Origin of the sequence: Pseudomonas pisciculturae, from assembly GCF_015461805.1 — a bacterium.
GTDB classification, from domain to species: domain Bacteria; phylum Pseudomonadota; class Gammaproteobacteria; order Pseudomonadales; family Pseudomonadaceae; genus Aquipseudomonas; species Aquipseudomonas pisciculturae.
In genome coordinates, this window is sequence record NZ_JACVZE010000001.1 from 260,854 (window position 1) to 278,164 (window position 17,311).

At 60.5% G+C, this 17,311-nt stretch carries 15 protein-coding genes and 1 other RNA gene; 12 read left to right on the forward strand and 4 right to left on the reverse strand.

Annotated elements, in window-relative coordinates; all coding sequences use genetic code 11:
- The first annotated feature begins 81 nt into the window (after positions 1-81).
- The 3 genes from ICY20_RS01275 to ICY20_RS01285 all read left to right on the forward strand — a co-directional run bounded on the left by ICY20_RS01275 (position 82) and on the right by ICY20_RS01285 (position 4,567).
- Entirely contained in the window at positions 82-2,811 is a 2,730-nt protein-coding gene (locus tag ICY20_RS01275) for a LuxR C-terminal-related transcriptional regulator (RefSeq protein ID WP_194936773.1), read from the forward strand.
- A 131-nt stretch (positions 2,812-2,942) separates the two neighbouring features.
- Positions 2,943-3,587: an MBL fold metallo-hydrolase gene (locus ICY20_RS01280; RefSeq protein ID WP_159962620.1), complete on the forward strand. Its 645-nt coding sequence runs from the start codon at positions 2,943-2,945 to the stop codon at positions 3,585-3,587.
- 212 nt (positions 3,588-3,799) lie between these two features.
- Positions 3,800-4,567 (forward strand): OmpA family protein, encoded by a 768-nt coding sequence (locus ICY20_RS01285; protein ID WP_159962619.1) that lies wholly within the window; start codon positions 3,800-3,802, stop codon positions 4,565-4,567.
- Between the two features lie 66 nt (positions 4,568-4,633).
- Here the strand turns inward: ICY20_RS01285 and ICY20_RS01290 are convergent, their stop codons facing one another.
- From ICY20_RS01290 to ICY20_RS01305, 4 genes are all read right to left on the reverse strand, one after another.
- Complete coding sequence (locus tag ICY20_RS01290) at positions 4,634-5,215, reverse strand: BON domain-containing protein (protein ID WP_159962618.1); 582 nt, start codon at positions 5,213-5,215, stop codon at positions 4,634-4,636.
- A complete protein-coding gene (locus ICY20_RS01295; protein ID WP_007904374.1) occupies positions 5,212-5,805 on the reverse strand; it encodes a phosphoheptose isomerase in 594 nt (197 codons plus the stop codon). The genes ICY20_RS01290 and ICY20_RS01295 overlap by 4 nt, the downstream gene beginning before the upstream one ends.
- Positions 5,806-5,897: 92 nt before the next feature.
- Positions 5,898-6,269, reverse strand: coding sequence for a YraN family protein (locus tag ICY20_RS01300; RefSeq protein WP_159962617.1), 372 nt, complete (start codon positions 6,267-6,269; stop codon positions 5,898-5,900).
- Positions 6,269-8,080 carry a penicillin-binding protein activator gene (locus ICY20_RS01305; protein WP_194936774.1) on the reverse strand — a complete coding sequence of 604 codons (1,812 nt, stop codon included), beginning with the start codon at positions 8,078-8,080 and terminating at the stop codon, positions 6,269-6,271. Before ICY20_RS01305 ends, ICY20_RS01300 begins: the two co-directional genes overlap by 1 nt.
- 176 nt (positions 8,081-8,256) lie before the next feature.
- Between ICY20_RS01305 and rsmI the strand changes: the two genes are divergently transcribed.
- The 9 genes from rsmI to mraY all read left to right on the forward strand — a co-directional run bounded on the left by rsmI (position 8,257) and on the right by mraY (position 17,306).
- Positions 8,257-9,162, forward strand: a complete 906-nt coding sequence (gene rsmI / locus ICY20_RS01310; RefSeq protein WP_194936775.1) for a 16S rRNA (cytidine(1402)-2'-O)-methyltransferase — start codon at positions 8,257-8,259, stop codon at positions 9,160-9,162.
- A gap of 96 nt (positions 9,163-9,258) precedes the next feature.
- Positions 9,259-9,612, forward strand: an RNA gene (rnpB, locus tag ICY20_RS01315) — RNase P RNA component class A.
- 354 nt (positions 9,613-9,966) lie between these two features.
- Positions 9,967-10,422 carry a division/cell wall cluster transcriptional repressor MraZ gene (gene mraZ, locus ICY20_RS01320; RefSeq protein WP_003171868.1) on the forward strand — a complete coding sequence of 152 codons (456 nt, stop codon included), beginning with the start codon at positions 9,967-9,969 and terminating at the stop codon, positions 10,420-10,422.
- Entirely contained in the window at positions 10,419-11,366 is a 948-nt protein-coding gene (rsmH, locus tag ICY20_RS01325; RefSeq protein WP_016974952.1) for a 16S rRNA (cytosine(1402)-N(4))-methyltransferase RsmH, read from the forward strand. Before mraZ ends, rsmH begins: the two co-directional genes overlap by 4 nt.
- Positions 11,363-11,656 (forward strand): cell division protein FtsL, encoded by a 294-nt coding sequence (ftsL, locus tag ICY20_RS01330; protein WP_017738702.1) that lies wholly within the window; start codon positions 11,363-11,365, stop codon positions 11,654-11,656. Before rsmH ends, ftsL begins: the two co-directional genes overlap by 4 nt.
- Positions 11,656-13,398 (forward strand): peptidoglycan D,D-transpeptidase FtsI family protein, encoded by a 1,743-nt coding sequence (locus tag ICY20_RS01335; RefSeq protein WP_194937091.1) that lies wholly within the window; start codon positions 11,656-11,658, stop codon positions 13,396-13,398. The genes ftsL and ICY20_RS01335 overlap by 1 nt, the downstream gene beginning before the upstream one ends.
- Positions 13,398-14,861 (forward strand): UDP-N-acetylmuramoyl-L-alanyl-D-glutamate--2,6-diaminopimelate ligase, encoded by a 1,464-nt coding sequence (locus ICY20_RS01340; protein ID WP_194936776.1) that lies wholly within the window; start codon positions 13,398-13,400, stop codon positions 14,859-14,861. The genes ICY20_RS01335 and ICY20_RS01340 overlap by 1 nt, the downstream gene beginning before the upstream one ends.
- Entirely contained in the window at positions 14,854-16,224 is a 1,371-nt protein-coding gene (locus ICY20_RS01345) for a UDP-N-acetylmuramoyl-tripeptide--D-alanyl-D-alanine ligase (protein ID WP_194936777.1), read from the forward strand. Before ICY20_RS01340 ends, ICY20_RS01345 begins: the two co-directional genes overlap by 8 nt.
- The gene (gene mraY, locus ICY20_RS01350) at positions 16,224-17,306 is read left to right on the forward strand and encodes a phospho-N-acetylmuramoyl-pentapeptide-transferase (RefSeq protein WP_135287471.1); all 1,083 of its coding nucleotides are present in this window, start codon (positions 16,224-16,226) and stop codon (positions 17,304-17,306) included. The genes ICY20_RS01345 and mraY overlap by 1 nt, the downstream gene beginning before the upstream one ends.
- The last annotated feature ends 5 nt before the right edge of the window (positions 17,307-17,311 follow it).

Here is a 17,311-nt window from a genome sequence, read left to right on the forward strand (position 1 = left end):
AAGATCTACAAACCTGCTGCTTTTAACGCTAGTCTGCGGACATCTGCAATGCCGACCACAGCCTTCTACAAGAGCCCGGCGATGACTGATCTGTCCCGAATTCAAGGGCCTGCCAGTGCGGTAATCCCGACCCTGGAAGGTCGCTTCTACAGGCCGCCGCTGCCCGACGGCTACGTGCCGCGACCGCGGCTGTGCGAGCGGCTGAGTGCCGGTCTGGAAGGGCGTTTGCTGCTGGTCAGCGCGCCGGCCGGGTTTGGCAAGAGTTCGTTGGCGGTGGAGTTTTGCCAGAGCTTGCCGGCGCATTGGCAAAGCCTGTGGCTGGGCCTGAGCTCGCGGGACAACGACCCCGGACGCTTCCTCGAACGCCTGCTCGATGGCTTGCAGCAATACTTCCCGCAACTCGGCGCCCAATCGTTGGGCCTGCTGAAAATGCGTCAGCGTCACCAACCCTTTGCGTTTGAAGAATGGCTCGATGGCCTGCTCGATGAGCTGGCCGTGCACCTGTCCATCGGCGCGCCGCTGTTGCTGGTGCTGGATGACTACCACCTGGCCCAAGGCCCGGTACTGGACCGTTGCCTGCAATTCTTCCTCAATCATCTACCCGATGGCCTGGTGCTGCTGGTCACCAGCCGCCAGCGTCCGGACTGGCATCTGGCGCGGCTGCGACTGTCACGGCACCTGCTTGAGCTGCACGAGCAAGACCTGCGCATGACCCATGATGAATCCCTGGCGGTGCTGGATCGTCACAGCAACTCACTGCGCGGCGAAGCCCTTGATAACCTGATCCGTCGCAGCGAAGGCTGGGTGGCGGGCCTGCGCTTCTGGTTGCTGGCCGCTTCCGAAGCGGGTGATGAAGAGGCCTTACCTCAAAGCCTGCACGGCGGTGAAGGGCTCATACGTGATTACCTGCTCGAAGAAGTGATCGACTGCCTGCCGATCGAAGTACAGGCATTCCTGTTCGATACCGCGCCACTGGAGCGCTTTTGCAGCGAATTGTGTGATGGCGTGCGCGAAGCCCACGACAGCGCCGAAATACTGCGCTATCTGCAAGCTCACCAAGTGTTCCTCGTGCCGCTGGACGAGCAGGGGCACTGGTACCGTTATCACCATCTGTTTTCCGACTTGCTGCGCACCCGACGCGCCAGCAGCAATGTGCTGCCGGCCGCCAGCCTGCACCTGCGGGCGTGCCGCTGGTTCAACGCCCAGGGGTTGATTGACGAGGCGGTGGAACAGGCGCTGCGCGCTGGCCATCTGGATGTGGCGGCCAACCTGGTGCAGAACCTGTCCGAGGAACAACTGCTGGCCGAGCAGAATGTGGGCATGCTGCTGCGCTGGAAAATGGACCTGCCCGACAGCCTGCTGATCAGCACACCGCGGCTGATCGTGCTCTACAGCTGGGCGTTGGGCTTGGCCTGCCAGTTGGATGCGGCGGAAGAATTGTCCGGCTACCTCAGTCGCTTTCTGCCGGCACCCTCGGCGACTGCGCAGAAATCGATGCTGGCCCAATGGTTGGCGCTGAGCGGAATCATCGCCAGGGGCCGGGGTGATCGCGAACTGACCCAGCGCTATTGCAGCGAAGCCCTGGAAAGCCTGCCGCAACGACGTTATGGCCAGCGCTTGATGTGCTTGTCGACGCTCTCAAACCTGGCCATTGTCGACGCCGATCTATGGCGCGCCCGTGGCCTTAACCGCGAGTCTCTGGAGCTGGCGCAGCGTGTCGGCAACCCGTTGTTCGAGGCGCTGGCCCATTACGATCGCGCGCGGGTACTGCAAGCGCGTGGCGAAATCCTGCGTGCGCTCGACGAAGTGCGCCAGGGCTTGCAACGCCTGCATGGTCTGGCACCACAGCGGCTGTACGCCGTGCGTGCGCGGTTGTCACTGTATGAAGGTTTCCTGTTGCTGGTGCGTTGCCAACCCGAAGCCGGCCTCGCGCGTTTGCGCGCCGGCCTGACCGAAGCCCGCGCCTGCCGCGACATCAGCGTGCTGATCGGGCATTGCGTGATCGCCAACTTCGAAGGCCGGCGCAATGACTTCGCCAAGGCCTTCGCCGAACTGGCCGAGGCCGAGCGGCTGATGCATATCTGGGACGTGCCGCCGATCTACTACCTGGCGATGATTACCCTGATCAAATGTGAACTGTGGTTGGCCCAGGGCCGCACCGACCTGGCCGACGCCTGGTTGAGTCGCCTGGGTCAAACCTATAACGGTGAACACGCCGCTGCCGCACCGGAGTTTCATCCGCATTTGCCCCAGCATATCGGCCTGCAGCAGGCAGCGCTGGATGCCACGCTGCATCAACCTGGCGCTGCACTGCAACGCTTGGAAGCGCTGGCGCAACAGGCCCATGACAACGGGCGCCAGATGATCGCCCTGATGGCCCTGACCCAGCAGGCGCAACTGCTGTTGGGCAGTGGTCAGGAGACCAAGGCGCGTGCGGTCATGGTTCGAGCGCTTGAGGCAGGCGCTGGTGGCGCGTTGCAACCGTTCGAGCGCCTACTGGAAAACCATCCGGACTGGATGCGCCAGCAGCTTGGCAAAGATCCACACGGCCTGCTGAGCCAGAGCTTGCTGGCGCTGTTGCCGGCGGTCGTGGTGGCCGATGTTGCATCGACCCACGAGGCCCTGAGCACTCGTGAACTGGCGGTGCTGCAATTGATCGCCCAAGGGTGTTCCAACCAAGAGATCAGCAACCAGTTGTTCATATCCCTGCATACGGTCAAGACCCATGCCAGTCATATCAATAGCAAGCTTGGGGTAGAGCGGCGTACGCAAGCGGTGGCACGGGCGCAGGAGTTACGGTTGATTGGTTAAGGAGTGGCAGTCGGTGGCGAGCGTGTATGCACGCGTTACGCGGCGAAGCAGCCTCAGTCTGTTTTAATAGTGCAATTACGCTGGCGATATACGCCTGAAAGCGACATTTCACTTGCACGAGAGGCCCCTTAATGGAAACCGCCAAGCCGACGCTCATCCGCGAAACCTTTCCCGTCGGCCCCCTGCAGTGTAACTGCACCATCATCGGCGACCCCATCACCAAAAAAGCCATCGTGGTCGACCCTGGCGGCAACCACGAGCTGATCCTGGCGCGGCTCGACGCCTTGGGCCTCAAGGTGGTGAGCATCATCCATACCCATGCTCACCTCGATCACTTCCTGGCATCCGGGCAGTTGAAGGAGAAGACCGGTGCCACGTTGCACCTGCACAAGGAGGACCAGTTCCTGTGGGACAACCTTGAGATGCAGTGTCAGATGTTTCGCGTGCCCTACACCCCGGTTCCTGCGCCGGATCGCTGGCTTGAAGATGAGGAGGAGCTGGCCTGCGGTTGTGGCGTGGCGCTGCATACGCCGGGGCACACACCGGGCTCGATGAGTTTCTGGTTTGCCGATGCCAAGCTGCTGATTGCTGGCGATACACTGTTTCGACGCGGAGTAGGGCGCACGGACCTGTGGGGCGGCGACCAGGCGACCATCGTACGTTCGATCAAGCAGCGGCTCTACACGCTGGATGAGGGCGCTACCGTGGTAGCCGGTCACGGGCCGGATACGCGACTGGGCGATGAGATGCGTGAGAACCCGTTTGTGCGGGCGTGACGAGCTATAAAACCTACAAGGTTTGCAGCAAAAACGCAGGTCACGTTCAGCCTGTGTCTGCTACGGTTTCTGTAGCAGGCCAACTGCCGAATCTTTTGTTACAGCTTGGGGCGCCGCGATGGAATTTTTACCGCCGGTCGCGTTCCAAACTCGGCACAGGTCCATTGCCAATGTCCTTTGCACCATAGAATGCAAAAGTAGGAGCTTCCCTCATGTTCACTTCGCGTCGTCTGCTTGTTGTCGCCACCGTAGTCGCCCTGTTAAGCGGCTGTGCTAACCAAAATCCTTATGACGGCAGCAGCCAGGGACAGGCAAGTAATGAGTCTGGCGGCATGAGCAAGACCGCCAAGTACGGTGGCCTCGGAGCCATTGCCGGTGCTTTGGCCGGTGCGGCCATCGACCATAACAACCGTGGCAAGGGCGCGCTGATCGGCGCCGTGGTGGCCGGTGCAGGCGCAGCAGGCTACGGCTACTACGCCGACCAGCAAGAAAAGAAACTGCGCGAAAGCATGGCCAACACCGGTGTTGAAGTGCAGCGCCAAGGTGATCAGATCAAGCTGATCATGCCGGGCAATATCACCTTCGCTACCAACTCGGACGCCATCTCCAGCAGTTTCTACCAGCCGCTGAACAACCTGGCCAACTCCCTCAAACAGTTCAACCAGAACACCATCCAGATCGTTGGTTACACCGACAGCACCGGTACCCGCCAACTGAACATGGACCTGTCCCAGCGTCGCGCCCAGAGCGTGGCCAACTACCTGACCTCCCAAGGCGTAAGCGCTGCCAACCTGAGCGCACGCGGTGCCGGCCCGGATAACCCGATTGCCAGTAACGCCGACGTCAACGGCCGTGCCCAGAACCGTCGCGTGGAAGTGAACCTCGGCCCGATCCCAGGCCAGCAATACGGCCAGCCAGGCGCGCAAGCACCACAGCAAAACAACCAGTTCCAAGGCAACCCGTACTCGCAGTACCAATAAGCGTCAGCCACAAAAAAAGGGCGCCGTGCAGTCAATGCACGGCGCCCTTTTTTTGTTGCGTCTACATCAGTCGATGTATTCGAACACCTTCACGATCTTCTGTACGCCCGACACACCCTGCACCAGATTGGCCGCACGAGTCGCTTCCGCCTGGGTCAACAAACCCATCAGGTAAACGATCCCGTTGTCAGTCACCACCTTGATACGCGAGCCTGGGATCGCGTTATCGGTGAGCATCTGCGCCTTGATCTTGGTGGTCAGCAGTGCGTCATTGCTGATAGCCAGCAGGGTGATCGGGTCCATCACCTGCAATTCGTTGTGGACCTTCTTCACCCGTTGCACCGCCGAGGCGGCTTGTTCAGCTTGGGCCTTCAGGTCTGCACGCGGTGTCTGGCCGGCCAGCAGCACTACACCGTTGAAGCTGGTAACAACGATGCGCGATGCACCATTGCCCAAGTCGGTGGCGGCCTTGGCAACGTTGACTTCAACCTTTGTCTCGATCAGCGAGTCATCGATCTTGCTACCGAAGGTACGGGTGCCCTTATCGTCCTGAATGGGGGTGTCACGTGTCGCGGTGATAGCCGTGCTGCAACCGCTGATGCCGAGGCACAGCGCAATAGCCACTAGGCTGAGACGTTTAACGGTCATTCTTCACTCCCAAACAATTGGCTGTCGATCAGATCGCACAGGCAGTGGATCGCCAGCAGGTGGACTTCCTGAATACGTGCAGTGACATTGGCCGGAACGCGAATCTCCACGTCTTCGGGCAACAGCAGCGACGCCATGCCGCCGCCATCGCGACCGGTCAATGCTACGACAATCATTTCGCGATCATGTGCGGCCTGGATCGCTTGAATAATATTTGCCGAGTTGCCGCTGGTGGAAATCGCCAGCAGCACATCGCCCGGTTGGCCCAGGGCGCGGATCTGCTTGGAGAAGATTTCGTTGTAGCTGTAGTCGTTGGCGATCGAGGTGATCGTCGACGAGTCGGTAGTCAGGGCGATGGCTGGCAGGCTCGGGCGCTCTCGCTCGAAGCGGTTGAGCAGCTCGGACGAGAAATGCTGCGCATCACCGGCCGAACCGCCGTTGCCGCACGAAAGCATTTTGCCTTCGTTGAGCAAGGCATTGACCATGACCTGACTGGCTTGCTCGATGTGCGGTGCAAGTACGTCCATCGCCTGTTGCTTGGTGTCGATGCTGGCCTGGAAAAGCTGGCGAATTCGGGATTGCATGTCCATCTGTGTGACCTTAAGTAGCGCGGCTGTTTGGCACAGGAATGTGCAGCCCGCAAAGCAAAGAGCAAAAGTGTGTGGTGAAGATGCCTGGCGAATCAGCTGTCGAAGGCATTTTTCAGCCAGTTCAGATCAGCCTGACCAGACGGTGTGCTTTCTATGGCAACCACGTCGAAACGGCAGGGGGCGTCGGCCCAGCGATGCTCTTTTTGCAAAAAGAACTGCGCCGCGAGTATCAGCTTCTGACGCTTGCGCCCGTCAATACTGGCGAGCGCGCCACCCCATTGTGCGTGTTTTCTGTAGCGGACTTCGACGAATACTACTGTATCGCCGTCAAGCATGACCAGATCAAGCTCGCCGCGTTTACACAACCAGTTCTGCGCCAGCAGGCGCAGACCCTGTTGTTGCAAGTGCTTCAAGGCTTGAAGTTCGGCGTCCTTGCCGGTTTGTGCGCTGGACAGCTCGGGCATCAGCGCGGGGTGTCTGGCAGTCGCTGGATATCGCCGCCGACAAACTTGGCCCAAGGCATCTGGCGATCAACGCGCTGGTTGGCGCTGATGCCCAGGCTGCCCGACAAGCCGTCTACGCGGGTGTCTGGCAGTGCCTTGAGTTGCCCTAGGCGCGGCGCCAGGCGATAGGCGTCGACACCCATCGCATACAGGCGGCCGAGGCTGCCATTGGCTTGCGGCCATTGCGCGGCAACCTGGTTACGCAGCGGGTCAGTGGTGTTGAGCAGCCAAGGGGTTTCGCAGAACATCACGTTGGTCATGTCCAGGTACTGGTTCTTGTCACCGCTGGCGCTGAACACGTGGGACGTTGCGTACACCGGCACATCGCCAGCGTATTGGAAGTTCAGGGTTGGCTTGATTTGCTGGGCCAGTTGTGGGGTCACCGCCAGGAAGATGAACTCGATGTCCTGGCGACGCGACGGCTGTGCCGCTACGTCGGTGCCCACGGTGCTTTGCAGGCTCTTGGCGCGACCTTCGCTTTTGCGCAGTTGGAACAGGTCGGCGATCTGCTGGGCCAGGGCAACTGGCTGGTCAACGTACTCGACGCCGAGCACTGTGCCGCCATTGGCTTCCCAATCCTGGCGGAAAGCTTTGTAGACGCGCTCGCCCCATTCACCACGCGGCACCATCGCCGCGGCACGGTGCAGGCCGTCGGCGCGGGCACGGCGCGATACTTCACGAGCTTCATCTTCAGCCGCCAGGCCGAATTGGAACAGCTGCGGCGGGCCTTGATCGGTCTCGCTGTAGTTCAGCCCCAGCGTGGTGATTGGCAGTTGCGCACGTGCGCTCAACTGTTTAACCAGTGGTTTTTCCAGCGGGCCGACCACCAGTTGCACGCCAGCGGCCTGGGCCTTGGCATAGAAGTCATCCAGGGAGTTGAGGCGCGAGCTGTCATAAAACTCGATCACTGGCGGTTTCTGCCCGGCTTGTTCAGCCTGGTAGTGCGCGGCCATGAAACCTTCGCGCAGCGCTTTGCCGACGGAGGCCAGCGGGCCGTCCTGTGGCAGCAGCAGGGCGATTTTGTTCAGCGGCTGGCTGGCCAGCTCCTTGAGCTTGGTCAGCGGCAACGGCAGTTGCACGGCTGCCGGGTGGCCCGGGTTCTGGGCGCGCCAAGTGTCGATGGCCGTTTGCTGTTGCTCAAGCGTGCCGGCACCTTTTACGGATTGAGCCAGGGTAATCCAGCCATCGAGCGTCGGGTTGCCGCTGGCTTGCAGCTGGTCGGCAGGCAGGGCTGCGATCAGTGCCCAGATGGCTTCATGGTTGCTGGCGGCGGCATCGCCAGTCAGCAGCGGGGCCATTGCGACACGTTCGCGAGCGGCGGCTAACGTCTGGCCATCAGCTTCATAGGCGCGAGCATGCACGGTGCCGGTACGGATCTGCTGGTCAGCCGGCAGGTCCTTCAGGCTTTGCAGGCTTGGGTGATCCAGTGCCGTCAGGGCAGCCTTGGGCTGGTTACGCGCCATGGCCAGTTCGGCGGCCAGGGTGTTGGCAAAGACTTGCGCGGCTGGCTTGAGCGCATCCATTGGCACTTGCGCAAGAATCTGCGACGAGCGGCCAGGGTTGTTCTGCTTGTAGGCCATGTCTGCCGCACTCAGGCGCAGTAATGCGGCCTTTTCTGGCGTCTTGGCGGTAGTGGCCTGTTCGAGCAGTTGCTCGATACTGGCGTCCGGGGTCCGTGGAAGGTCGCCAAGGCTGGACGAGGGCGAGCTGGCGCAAGCGGCCAACAGGGCAGCAAGGCAGAGGGCGGAGAGCAGCCGCAGGCAAGCGATCATGTAAGTGTTCCTGATACCGATCAAATTAGCGTGGAATTGTACCCAAGCACTGGCCCAGGCGCGATGTTACTGGCGTGAAACCGTCGATTTAGGTCGTGCATTTGTGGCTATTGGCGATCGGCGGCTGAAAAGGCATCGGCCGTGATGGCATATTTTCAAGGCTGCTACGCGTTACAATGCGGCTTTTGCCAACCATCGAGGTGTGCGTTTTGACTGCTCCAGGTCCTTTGAATTCCACTGCAGGCTCGCTTTTTGTCGTGGCGACGCCCATTGGCAACCTGGACGACATCAGTGCTCGCGCGCTGAAGGTGTTGCGCGAGGTCAAATTGATCGCGGCCGAAGATACGCGTCACTCCCAGCGGTTGATGCAGCATTTTGGTATCAGCACGCCATTAGCGGCCTGCCATGAACACAACGAACGCGAAGAAGGCAGCCGGTTTATCGTGCGCCTGTTGGCCGGCGATGATGTGGCGCTGATCTCCGATGCGGGCACGCCGTTGATTTCCGATCCGGGTTATCACTTGGTACGTCAGGCGCGGGCCGCTGGTATCAATGTAGTGCCTGTTCCGGGCGCGTGCGCGCTCATCGCTGCATTGTCTGCGGCGGGTTTGCCGTCTGACCGGTTTATTTTCGAAGGTTTTTTGCCGGCCAAGGCCGTGGGGCGCCGCGCGCGCCTTCAGGCGTTGAAGGAAGAGCCGCGCACGCTGATCTTTTACGAAGCGCCTCATCGTATCCTTGAATGCTTGCAGGACATGGAGCTGGTGTTCGGCGGTGAGCGCCTGGCGCTGCTGGCCCGTGAGTTGACCAAGACCTTTGAAACCCTCAAGGGCTTGCCCCTGGAAGAGTTGCGCGCCTTTGTCGAAGGCGACAGCAATCAGCAGCGCGGCGAATGCGTAGTGCTCGTGGCGGGCTGGACTGCGCCGGAAAGTGAAGATGCGGTTAATAGCGAGGCGATGCGCATTCTGGATCTGTTGCTCAAGGAAATGCCCCTCAAGCGCGCTGCGGCCCTTGCGGCGGAGATCACTGGCCTGCGTAAAAACGTGTTGTACCAAGTTGCGCTGGATAAACAGAAAGCCGAATAGTTCAGGGGATGAACCTGTATTTCGTCTGAACGTGATGGCAATTCTGAACTTTTATTACTTGTCCTGAGGCCGCCGTGCCGTTAACCTGCGCGGCGGAGAGTCGATTGGACAGTCGCTGCCCTCTATGAAAATTAGGGGGGGGAGGAAAGTCCGGGCTCCATAGGGCGAAGTGCCAGGTAATGCCTGGGAGGCGTGAGCCTACGGAAAGTGCCACAGAAAATAACCGCCTAAGCACTTCGGTGCCGGTAAGGGTGAAAAGGTGCGGTAAGAGCGCACCGCACGACTGGCAACAGTTCGTGGCTAGGTAAACCCCACTTGGAGCAAGACCAAATAGGGTCCCAAGGCGTGGCCCGCGCTGGGACCGGGTAGGTTGCTAAAGGTGTCCAGTGATGGCCATCGTAGACGAATGACTGTTCAAGACAGAACCCGGCTTACAGATCGACTCTCCACCTTTTTTCTTCTGTTCGAATCTCGAACAGAAAACCGGTAGTAACGCAAGAATCCCTCCCTGCTGAATCATTGGCAGATGCATCTTCGTAATACCAAAAAAATCTTACTCTTAATAAATCACTTTAACTTTCGCCTATAGCTCTTTGAGCTATCTGTGCTTGTTGGGTCAGAAACATCGCCAAACTCTGGTTTCTCCTCCGTTTACGCTCCTAAATCTCCGTTCTGTAAGGCTTTTCCTTGAATCCGCGCCTTGACGGTGTGGTAGGCGCATTCCTATAGTGTGCGCAAGTGGCGGAAAGTGGCACAAAGTGGGTTTTTTGAACGTAAAACGCTAAAATTTGGAGAAACGCATCTGTGTTTCGCGGAGCTAACGCTATCAGTCTCGATGCAAAAGGCCGTCTCGCTATGCCGAGCCGGTATCGTGACGAGCTCATTTCGCGAAGTTCCGGGCAGTTGATCATCACCATTGATGCCGTTGACCCTTGTTTGTGTGTTTACCCCCTCGATGAGTGGGAGTTGATTGAAACCAAGTTGCGCGCTCTGCCTTCATTGCGTGAAGAAAACCGCCGGTTGCAGCGTTTGCTGATCGGTAATGCCGTCGACCTCGAGCTCGATGGCAGTGGTCGTTTCCTGGTGCCGCCGCGTTTGCGCGAGTACGCCAAGCTGGATAAGCGCGCAATGCTGGTGGGCCAACTGAACAAGTTCCAATTGTGGGACGAAGATGCCTGGGATGCTGTTTCTGCAGCTGACCTGGCTGCTATTCAACAACCGGGCGCTATGCCTGATGAACTGCGTGATTTGATCCTGTGACTATTGATAGCGGCTTTAACCACATCACCGTACTGCTTGACGAAGCCGTTGAGGCTCTCGCCGTACGCGCGGATGGCTGCTATTTGGATGGCACCTTCGGCAGGGGCGGGCACAGCCGGTTGATACTCAGCCAGCTCGGGTCCGACGGTAAATTGCTCGGGTTTGACAAAGACCCCCAAGCGATTGCCACCGGGCAAGCGCTAGCGGCCGAAGACGGCCGCTTTGTCGTTGTGCAGCGTAGCTTTGCCGAGCTGGGTGCCGAAGTCGCCGAGCGTGGCATGGCCGGCAAGGTGGCCGGGGTTTTGCTCGATCTGGGCGTGTCTTCGCCGCAGCTCGATGACCCTGAGCGTGGCTTCAGTTTCATGAATGACGGCCCGCTCGACATGCGCATGGACCCGACTCGGGGTATCAGCGCGGCCGAGTTCATCGCCACCGCTCCCCACGAAGAAATCACCCGCGTATTCAAGGAATACGGCGAAGAGCGCTTTGCTGGCCGCATGGCCCGCGCCGTGGTCGAGCGCCGTGAAATCCAGCCGTTCGAGCGCACCGCCGACCTGGCCGAAGTGCTCAAGGTTGCCAACCCGGCATGGGAAAAAGGCAAGAACCCCGCCACCCGTGCATTTCAGGGTCTGCGCATTCACGTCAACAACGAATTGGGTGACCTGGAGGCCGGCCTCGAAGCCGCCCTTGAGGCACTGGAAGTGGGCGGTCGCCTGGTGGTGATCAGCTTCCACTCCCTCGAAGACCGCATCGTCAAATTGTTCATGCGTCGTCTGGTCAAGGGTGAGTCCGATAACCTGCCGCGCAACCTGCCGGTGCGTTTCGAAGCTTTTGTGCCGAAAATCAAAATCCATGGCAAAGCGCAGTTCGCTTCCGAAGCCGAACTCAAGGCCAACCCACGCTCCCGTAGCGCCGTCATGCGTGTCGCGGAGAAGCTGCGGTGAGCAAGCTTTTCGCCAAGCCCCTCCCGGGCGGCAGCTTCTTCATGATGCTGCTGTACGTCGGCGTGCTGGTGTCCGCGATTGCGGTGTCTTACAGCGCGCACTACAACCGCCAACTGCTTAACACCCTGTACGGGGAGTTGAGCGTGCGCGATAAAGCGCAGGCGGAGTGGGGCCGGTTGATCCTGGAGCAAAGCACCTGGACGGCCCACAGCCGTATCGAAGTGCTGGCCACCGAGCAACTGAAAATGCACATTCCGGGCGCGGCTGAAGTCCGCATGGTGGCGCCATGATGAAACTCGAAGGCGCACTCTACCCTTGGCGCTTCCGCCTGATGCTCGGCTTGCTGGCATTGATGGTGGGTGCGATCGCCTGGCGGATCGTCGACCTGCAAGTGATCGATCGCGACTTCCTGATCGGCGAGGGTAACGCCCGCAGCCTGCGTCATATTCCGATTCCTGCGCACCGTGGCCTGATCACTGACCGCAACGGCGAGCCGCTGGCTGTCAGCACCCCGGTGACGACCCTGTGGGCCAACGCCAAGGAGTTGCAGGTGGCCAAGGACAAGTGGCCGCAACTTGCCGCCGCACTGGGCCAAGACCCCAAGGCCCTGGCCGAGCGCCTCGAAGCCCAGGCCAACAAAGAATTCATCTACCTGGTTCGCGGGCTTACCCCCGAGCAAGGCCAGCAAGTGCTCGACCTTAAAGTCCCCGGTGTCTACGGCATCGAGGAATTTCGTCGTTTCTACCCGGCCGGTGAAACCACCGCCCATATGGTCGGCTTCACCGATATCGATGACCACGGTCGCGAAGGTGTAGAGCTCGCCTACGATGAATGGCTCGCCGGGGTTCCCGGCAAACGACAAGTCATCAAGGATCGGCGCGGCAGGTTGATCAAGGATGTCCAAGTCACCAAAAACGCCAAGGCCGGTAAGCCCTTGGCGTTGTCGATTGACCTGCGTCTGCAATACCTGGCCAACCGCGAGCTGCGTAACGCCATCATCGAGAACGGCGCCAAGGCGGGCAGCCTGGTGATCATGGACGTCAAGACCGGCGAGATCCTGGCGATGGTCAACCAGCCGACCTACAACCCCAACAACCGTCGCAACCTGCAACCGGCGATGATGCGCAACCGCGCGATGATCGACGTGTTCGAGCCGGGTTCGACCATGAAAGCCATCTCCATGAGTGCCGCCCTCGAGACCGGGCGCTGGAAGCCCAGCGACAAGGTCGAGGTGTACCCAGGTACTTTGCAGTTGGGTAAATACACCATTCGTGACGTATCGCGCACTGAAGGTCCGGTGTTGGATTTGACAGGTATTCTGATCAACTCCAGTAACGTGGGCATGAGTAAGGTCGCCTTTGATATCGGCGGCGAAACCATCTACCACCTGGCGCAGAAAATTGGCCTGGGCCAACCCACCGGCCTCGACTTCCCTGGCGAGCGCGTGGGTAACCTGCCGAACTATCGCGACTGGAAAAAAGCCGAGACCGCCACGCTTTCCTATGGCTACGGCCTGTCGGTAACGGCGATCCAACTGGCCCACGCCTTCTCCGTACTGGCCAACAATGGCCGCATGGTGCCGCTGAGTTTGATCCACGTCGACGAAGCGCCGAAAGCCACCCAGGTGATCCCGGAAACCGTCGCCAAGACCATGCAAGGCATGCTGCAACAAGTGATCGAAGCGCCACGCGGCGTATTCCGTGCCCAGGTGCCGGCGTATCACGTGGCTGGCAAGTCCGGTACCGCCCGTAAGACCTCGGTGGGCACCAAGGGCTATGCCGAAAACTCCTACCGCTCGCTGTTCGCCGGTTTCGGCCCGATGAGCGACCCGCGCTACGCCATCGTTGTAGTGATTGATGAACCGAGTAAAGCAGGCTACTTCGGTGGCCTGGTATCGGCGCCGGTGTTCAGCAAAGTGATGTCCGGCACCCTGCGCCTGATGAACATCACGCCGGACAACCTGCCGCCGACTGAACAAGCGAATGCCGGACCACCGGCCGCTGCTGTAAAAGCCAATGGAGGGCGCGGCTGATGTCTCTTAGCCTGAACAAGATTTTTGCCCACGCCGGCCGCGATCTGCTGATTCGTGAATTGAGCCTGGACAGCCGTAATGTGCGCGCCGGTGACTTGTTCCTGGCGGTACCGGGCGGCAAGTACGATGGCCGTGAGCATATCGCCGACGCTTTGCAGCGCGGCGCTGCGGCAGTGGCTTATGAAGTGGAAGGCGCCACCGTGCTGCCGATCACTGACGTGCCGCTGATTCCGGTCAAAGGTTTGGCCAAGCAGTTGTCGGACATCGCCGGGCGCTTTTATGGCGACCCGAGCCGCCACCTCAATCTGGTTGGCGTCACGGGTACCAACGGCAAGACCAGCGTGACGCAACTGGTCGCCCAAGCCCTTGACCTGCTGGGCCAGCACTGCGGCATTGTCGGCACCCTCGGCACTGGCTTCTATGGCGCGCTGCAAAGCGGCCTGCACACCACACCGAACCCGATTGCCGTGCAAGCGACCCTGGCCGACCTGAAAAAAGCCGGTGCCAAGGCGGTTGCGATGGAAGTGTCGTCCCACGGTCTGGACCAGGGTCGTGTCACTGCGCTGGCCTTTGATGTGGCTGTGATGACCAACTTGTCCCGCGATCACCTGGACTACCACGGCACCATGGAGGCCTACGCGGCCGCCAAGGCCAAGCTGTTCTCCTGGAATGACCTCAAGTGCCGGGTGGTGAACCTGGACGACGAATTTGGCCGCCAATTGGCTGCCGAAGACGGCGAGTCGCGCCTGATCAGCTACAGCCTCACGGACTCCAGCGCTTACCTGTATTGCCGCGAAGCCCAATTCAATGACGAGGGCGTTCGCGCCACGTTGGTTACGCCCCAGGGCGAGCACCATTTGCGCAGCACCTTGCTCGGTCGTTTCAACCTGAGCAACGTGCTTGCCGCTGTCGGCGCGTTGCTGGGCCTGGATTACGCCCTGGATGAAATCCTGCGCGTGCTGCCCAAACTCGAAGGCCCCGCCGGTCGCATGCAGCGCCTGGGTGGCGGCACGCAGCCGCTGGTAGTGGTCGATTACGCCCACACGCCGGACGCGCTGGAAAAAGTCCTCGAAGCCCTGCGCCCTCACGCCAAGGGTAAGTTGTTGTGCCTGTTCGGCTGCGGCGGTGATCGTGATCGCGGCAAGCGCCCGTTGATGGCCGAGATCGTCGAGCGCCTGGCCGATGGCGTGCTCGTCACAGACGACAACCCACGCAGTGAAGACCCGAGCCAGATTTTCGATGACATCCGCGCAGGCTTCAAAGACGCGTCCAAGGCTACGTTTGTTGCCGGTCGCGGCGCTGCTATCGCCCAACTGATCGCCAGCGCCAGTGCTGACGACGTGGTGGTGTTGGCCGGCAAAGGCCACGAGGACTACCAGGAAATCAACGGCGAGCGCCATGCCTTCTCTGATTTGGTCGAGGCCGATCACGCCCTGACCGCTTGGGAGGTTGCCCATGCTTAAAGCGATGAAATTCAGCGAACTGACCCAGGCCCTGTCGGCCCGTGTACTGTCGAGCGATTGCAGCTTCGACGGTGTCAGTATCGACAGCCGCAACATCAAGCCAGGGCACCTGTTTGTTGCGCTGGCTGGCCCGCGCTTCGATGGTCACGACTACCTGAACGACGTCGCCGCCAAAGGTGCTGTCGGCGCGCTGGTACAGCGCGAAGTGCCGGACTCCACCTTGCCGCAATTGCTGGTGGCCGATACCAGATTGGCTCTGGGCCAGTTGGGTGCGTTGAACCGCGCTGCTTTCGACAAGCCCGTGGCAGCCATCACCGGCTCCAGCGGCAAGACCACGGTCAAGGAGCTGCTTGCCGGCATCCTGCGCACGCGCGGCCCTGTGCACGCCACCCGTGGCAACCTGAACAATGATTTCGGCGCTCCGCTGACCTTGCTCGAACTGGCCCCGGAACACACGGCGGCAGTGATCGAGCTGGGTGCCTCGCGCATCGGCGAAATCGCCTACACCGTGGCGCTGACCAAGCCCCACGTAGCGATCATCAATAACGCCGGTACCGCCCATGTCGGCGAATTTGGCGGCCCGGAAAAAATCGTCGAAGCCAAGGGCGAAATCCTCGAAGGCCTCGACGCATCGGGCACTGCTGTGCTGAACCTTGACGACAAGGCCTTCGAGACCTGGCGTGTACGTGCCGCCGGGCGCAAGGTGCTGACGTTTGCCGTGCTCAATGCAGCGGCTGATTTTCATGCGTCCGACATTACCGTTGACGCCCGTGGTTGCCCGTCCTTCACCTTGCATACCCCGCAAGGCAGTGAGCATGTGCAGTTGAACCTGCTGGGCAACCATAACGTCGCCAATGCCTTGGCGGCTGCCGCTGCGGCCTACGCCTTGGGCCTGTCGCTGTTCGGTACCGCCACGGGCCTCGGCGCGGTGCAGCCGGTGAAGGGCCGTACCGTGGCGCAGCTGGCTACCAATGGCATGCGCGTGATTGACGACACTTACAACGCCAACCAGTCCTCGGTCTGTGCCGCCATTGACCTGCTCAAAGGCTTCACAGGTCGCAAAGTGCTGGTGCTGGGTGATATCGCCGAGCTGGGTGACTGGGCCGAACAGTCCCACCGTGAAGTCGGCGCCTACGCCACCGGCAAAGCTGACGCGCTCTATGCGGTCGGCCCGAATATGGCCCACGCCGTCAACGCCTTCGGCCCCGGCGCACAACATTTCGCCACCCAGGCAGAGCTGATCCAGGCGCTGACGGCGGCCGAACAAGACAAACACACAACCATTTTGATCAAGGGATCGCGCAGCGCGGTGATGGAAAACGTCGTCGCGGCCTTGTGCGGTTCAAGTACGGAGAAACATTAATGCTGCTGCTGCTGGCTGAGTATCTGCAACAGTTCCACAAAGGCTTCGCGGTCTTTCAGTACCTGACCCTGCGCGGGATTCTGGGTGTGCTGACCGCGCTGTCTTTGTCGCTGTTCTTGGGGCCGTGGATGATCCGCACCCTGCAGAACCTGCAAATTGGTCAATCGGTTCGTAATGACGGCCCGCAGTCGCACCTGTCCAAATCCGGCACCCCGACCATGGGCGGCGCGCTGATCCTGTCGTCCATCGGCATCAGCACCTTGCTGTGGGCTGACCTGCACAACCGCTACGTGTGGACGGTGCTGCTGGTGACCCTGTTGTTCGGCGCCATCGGCTGGGTGGACGACTACCGCAAGGTGATCGAGAAGAATTCGAAAGGCCTGCCAAGCCGCTGGAAGTATTTCTGGCAGTCGGTGTTCGGCCTCGGCGCTGCAGTGTTCCTGTTCATGACTGCGCCAAGCGCGGTAGAAACCACCCTGATCATCCCGATGCTCAAGGACGCGAGCATTCCACTGGGCGTGGGCTTCGTGGTGCTGACCTACTTCGTGATCGTCGGCTCCAGCAACGCGGTGAACCTCACTGACGGCCTCGACGGCCTGGCGATCATGCCGACGGTGATGGTGGGCGGTGCGCTCGGCATCTTCTGCTACCTGTCGGGTAACGTGAAATTCGCTGAATACCTGCTGATCCCTTACGTACCGGGCGCGGGCGAGTTGATTGTGTTCTGCGGCGCGCTGATCGGTGCCGGCCTGGGCTTCCTGTGGTTCAACACCTACCCGGCGCAAGTCTTCATGGGCGACGTCGGCGCACTGGCGCTGGGCGCTGCCCTGGGCACCATCGCCGTGATCGTGCGCCAGGAAATCGTGCTGTTCATCATGGGCGGTGTGTTCGTGATGGAAACCCTGTCGGTGGTCATCCAGGTGGCCTCCTTCAAATTGACCGGGCGCCGCGTGTTTCGCATGGCGCCGATTCACCACCACTTTGAACTCAAGGGCTGGCCTGAGCCGCGCGTGATCGTGCGCTTCTGGATCATCACCGTGATTCTGGTACTGGTTGGCCTTGCCACCCTGAAACTGAGGTAGAAACG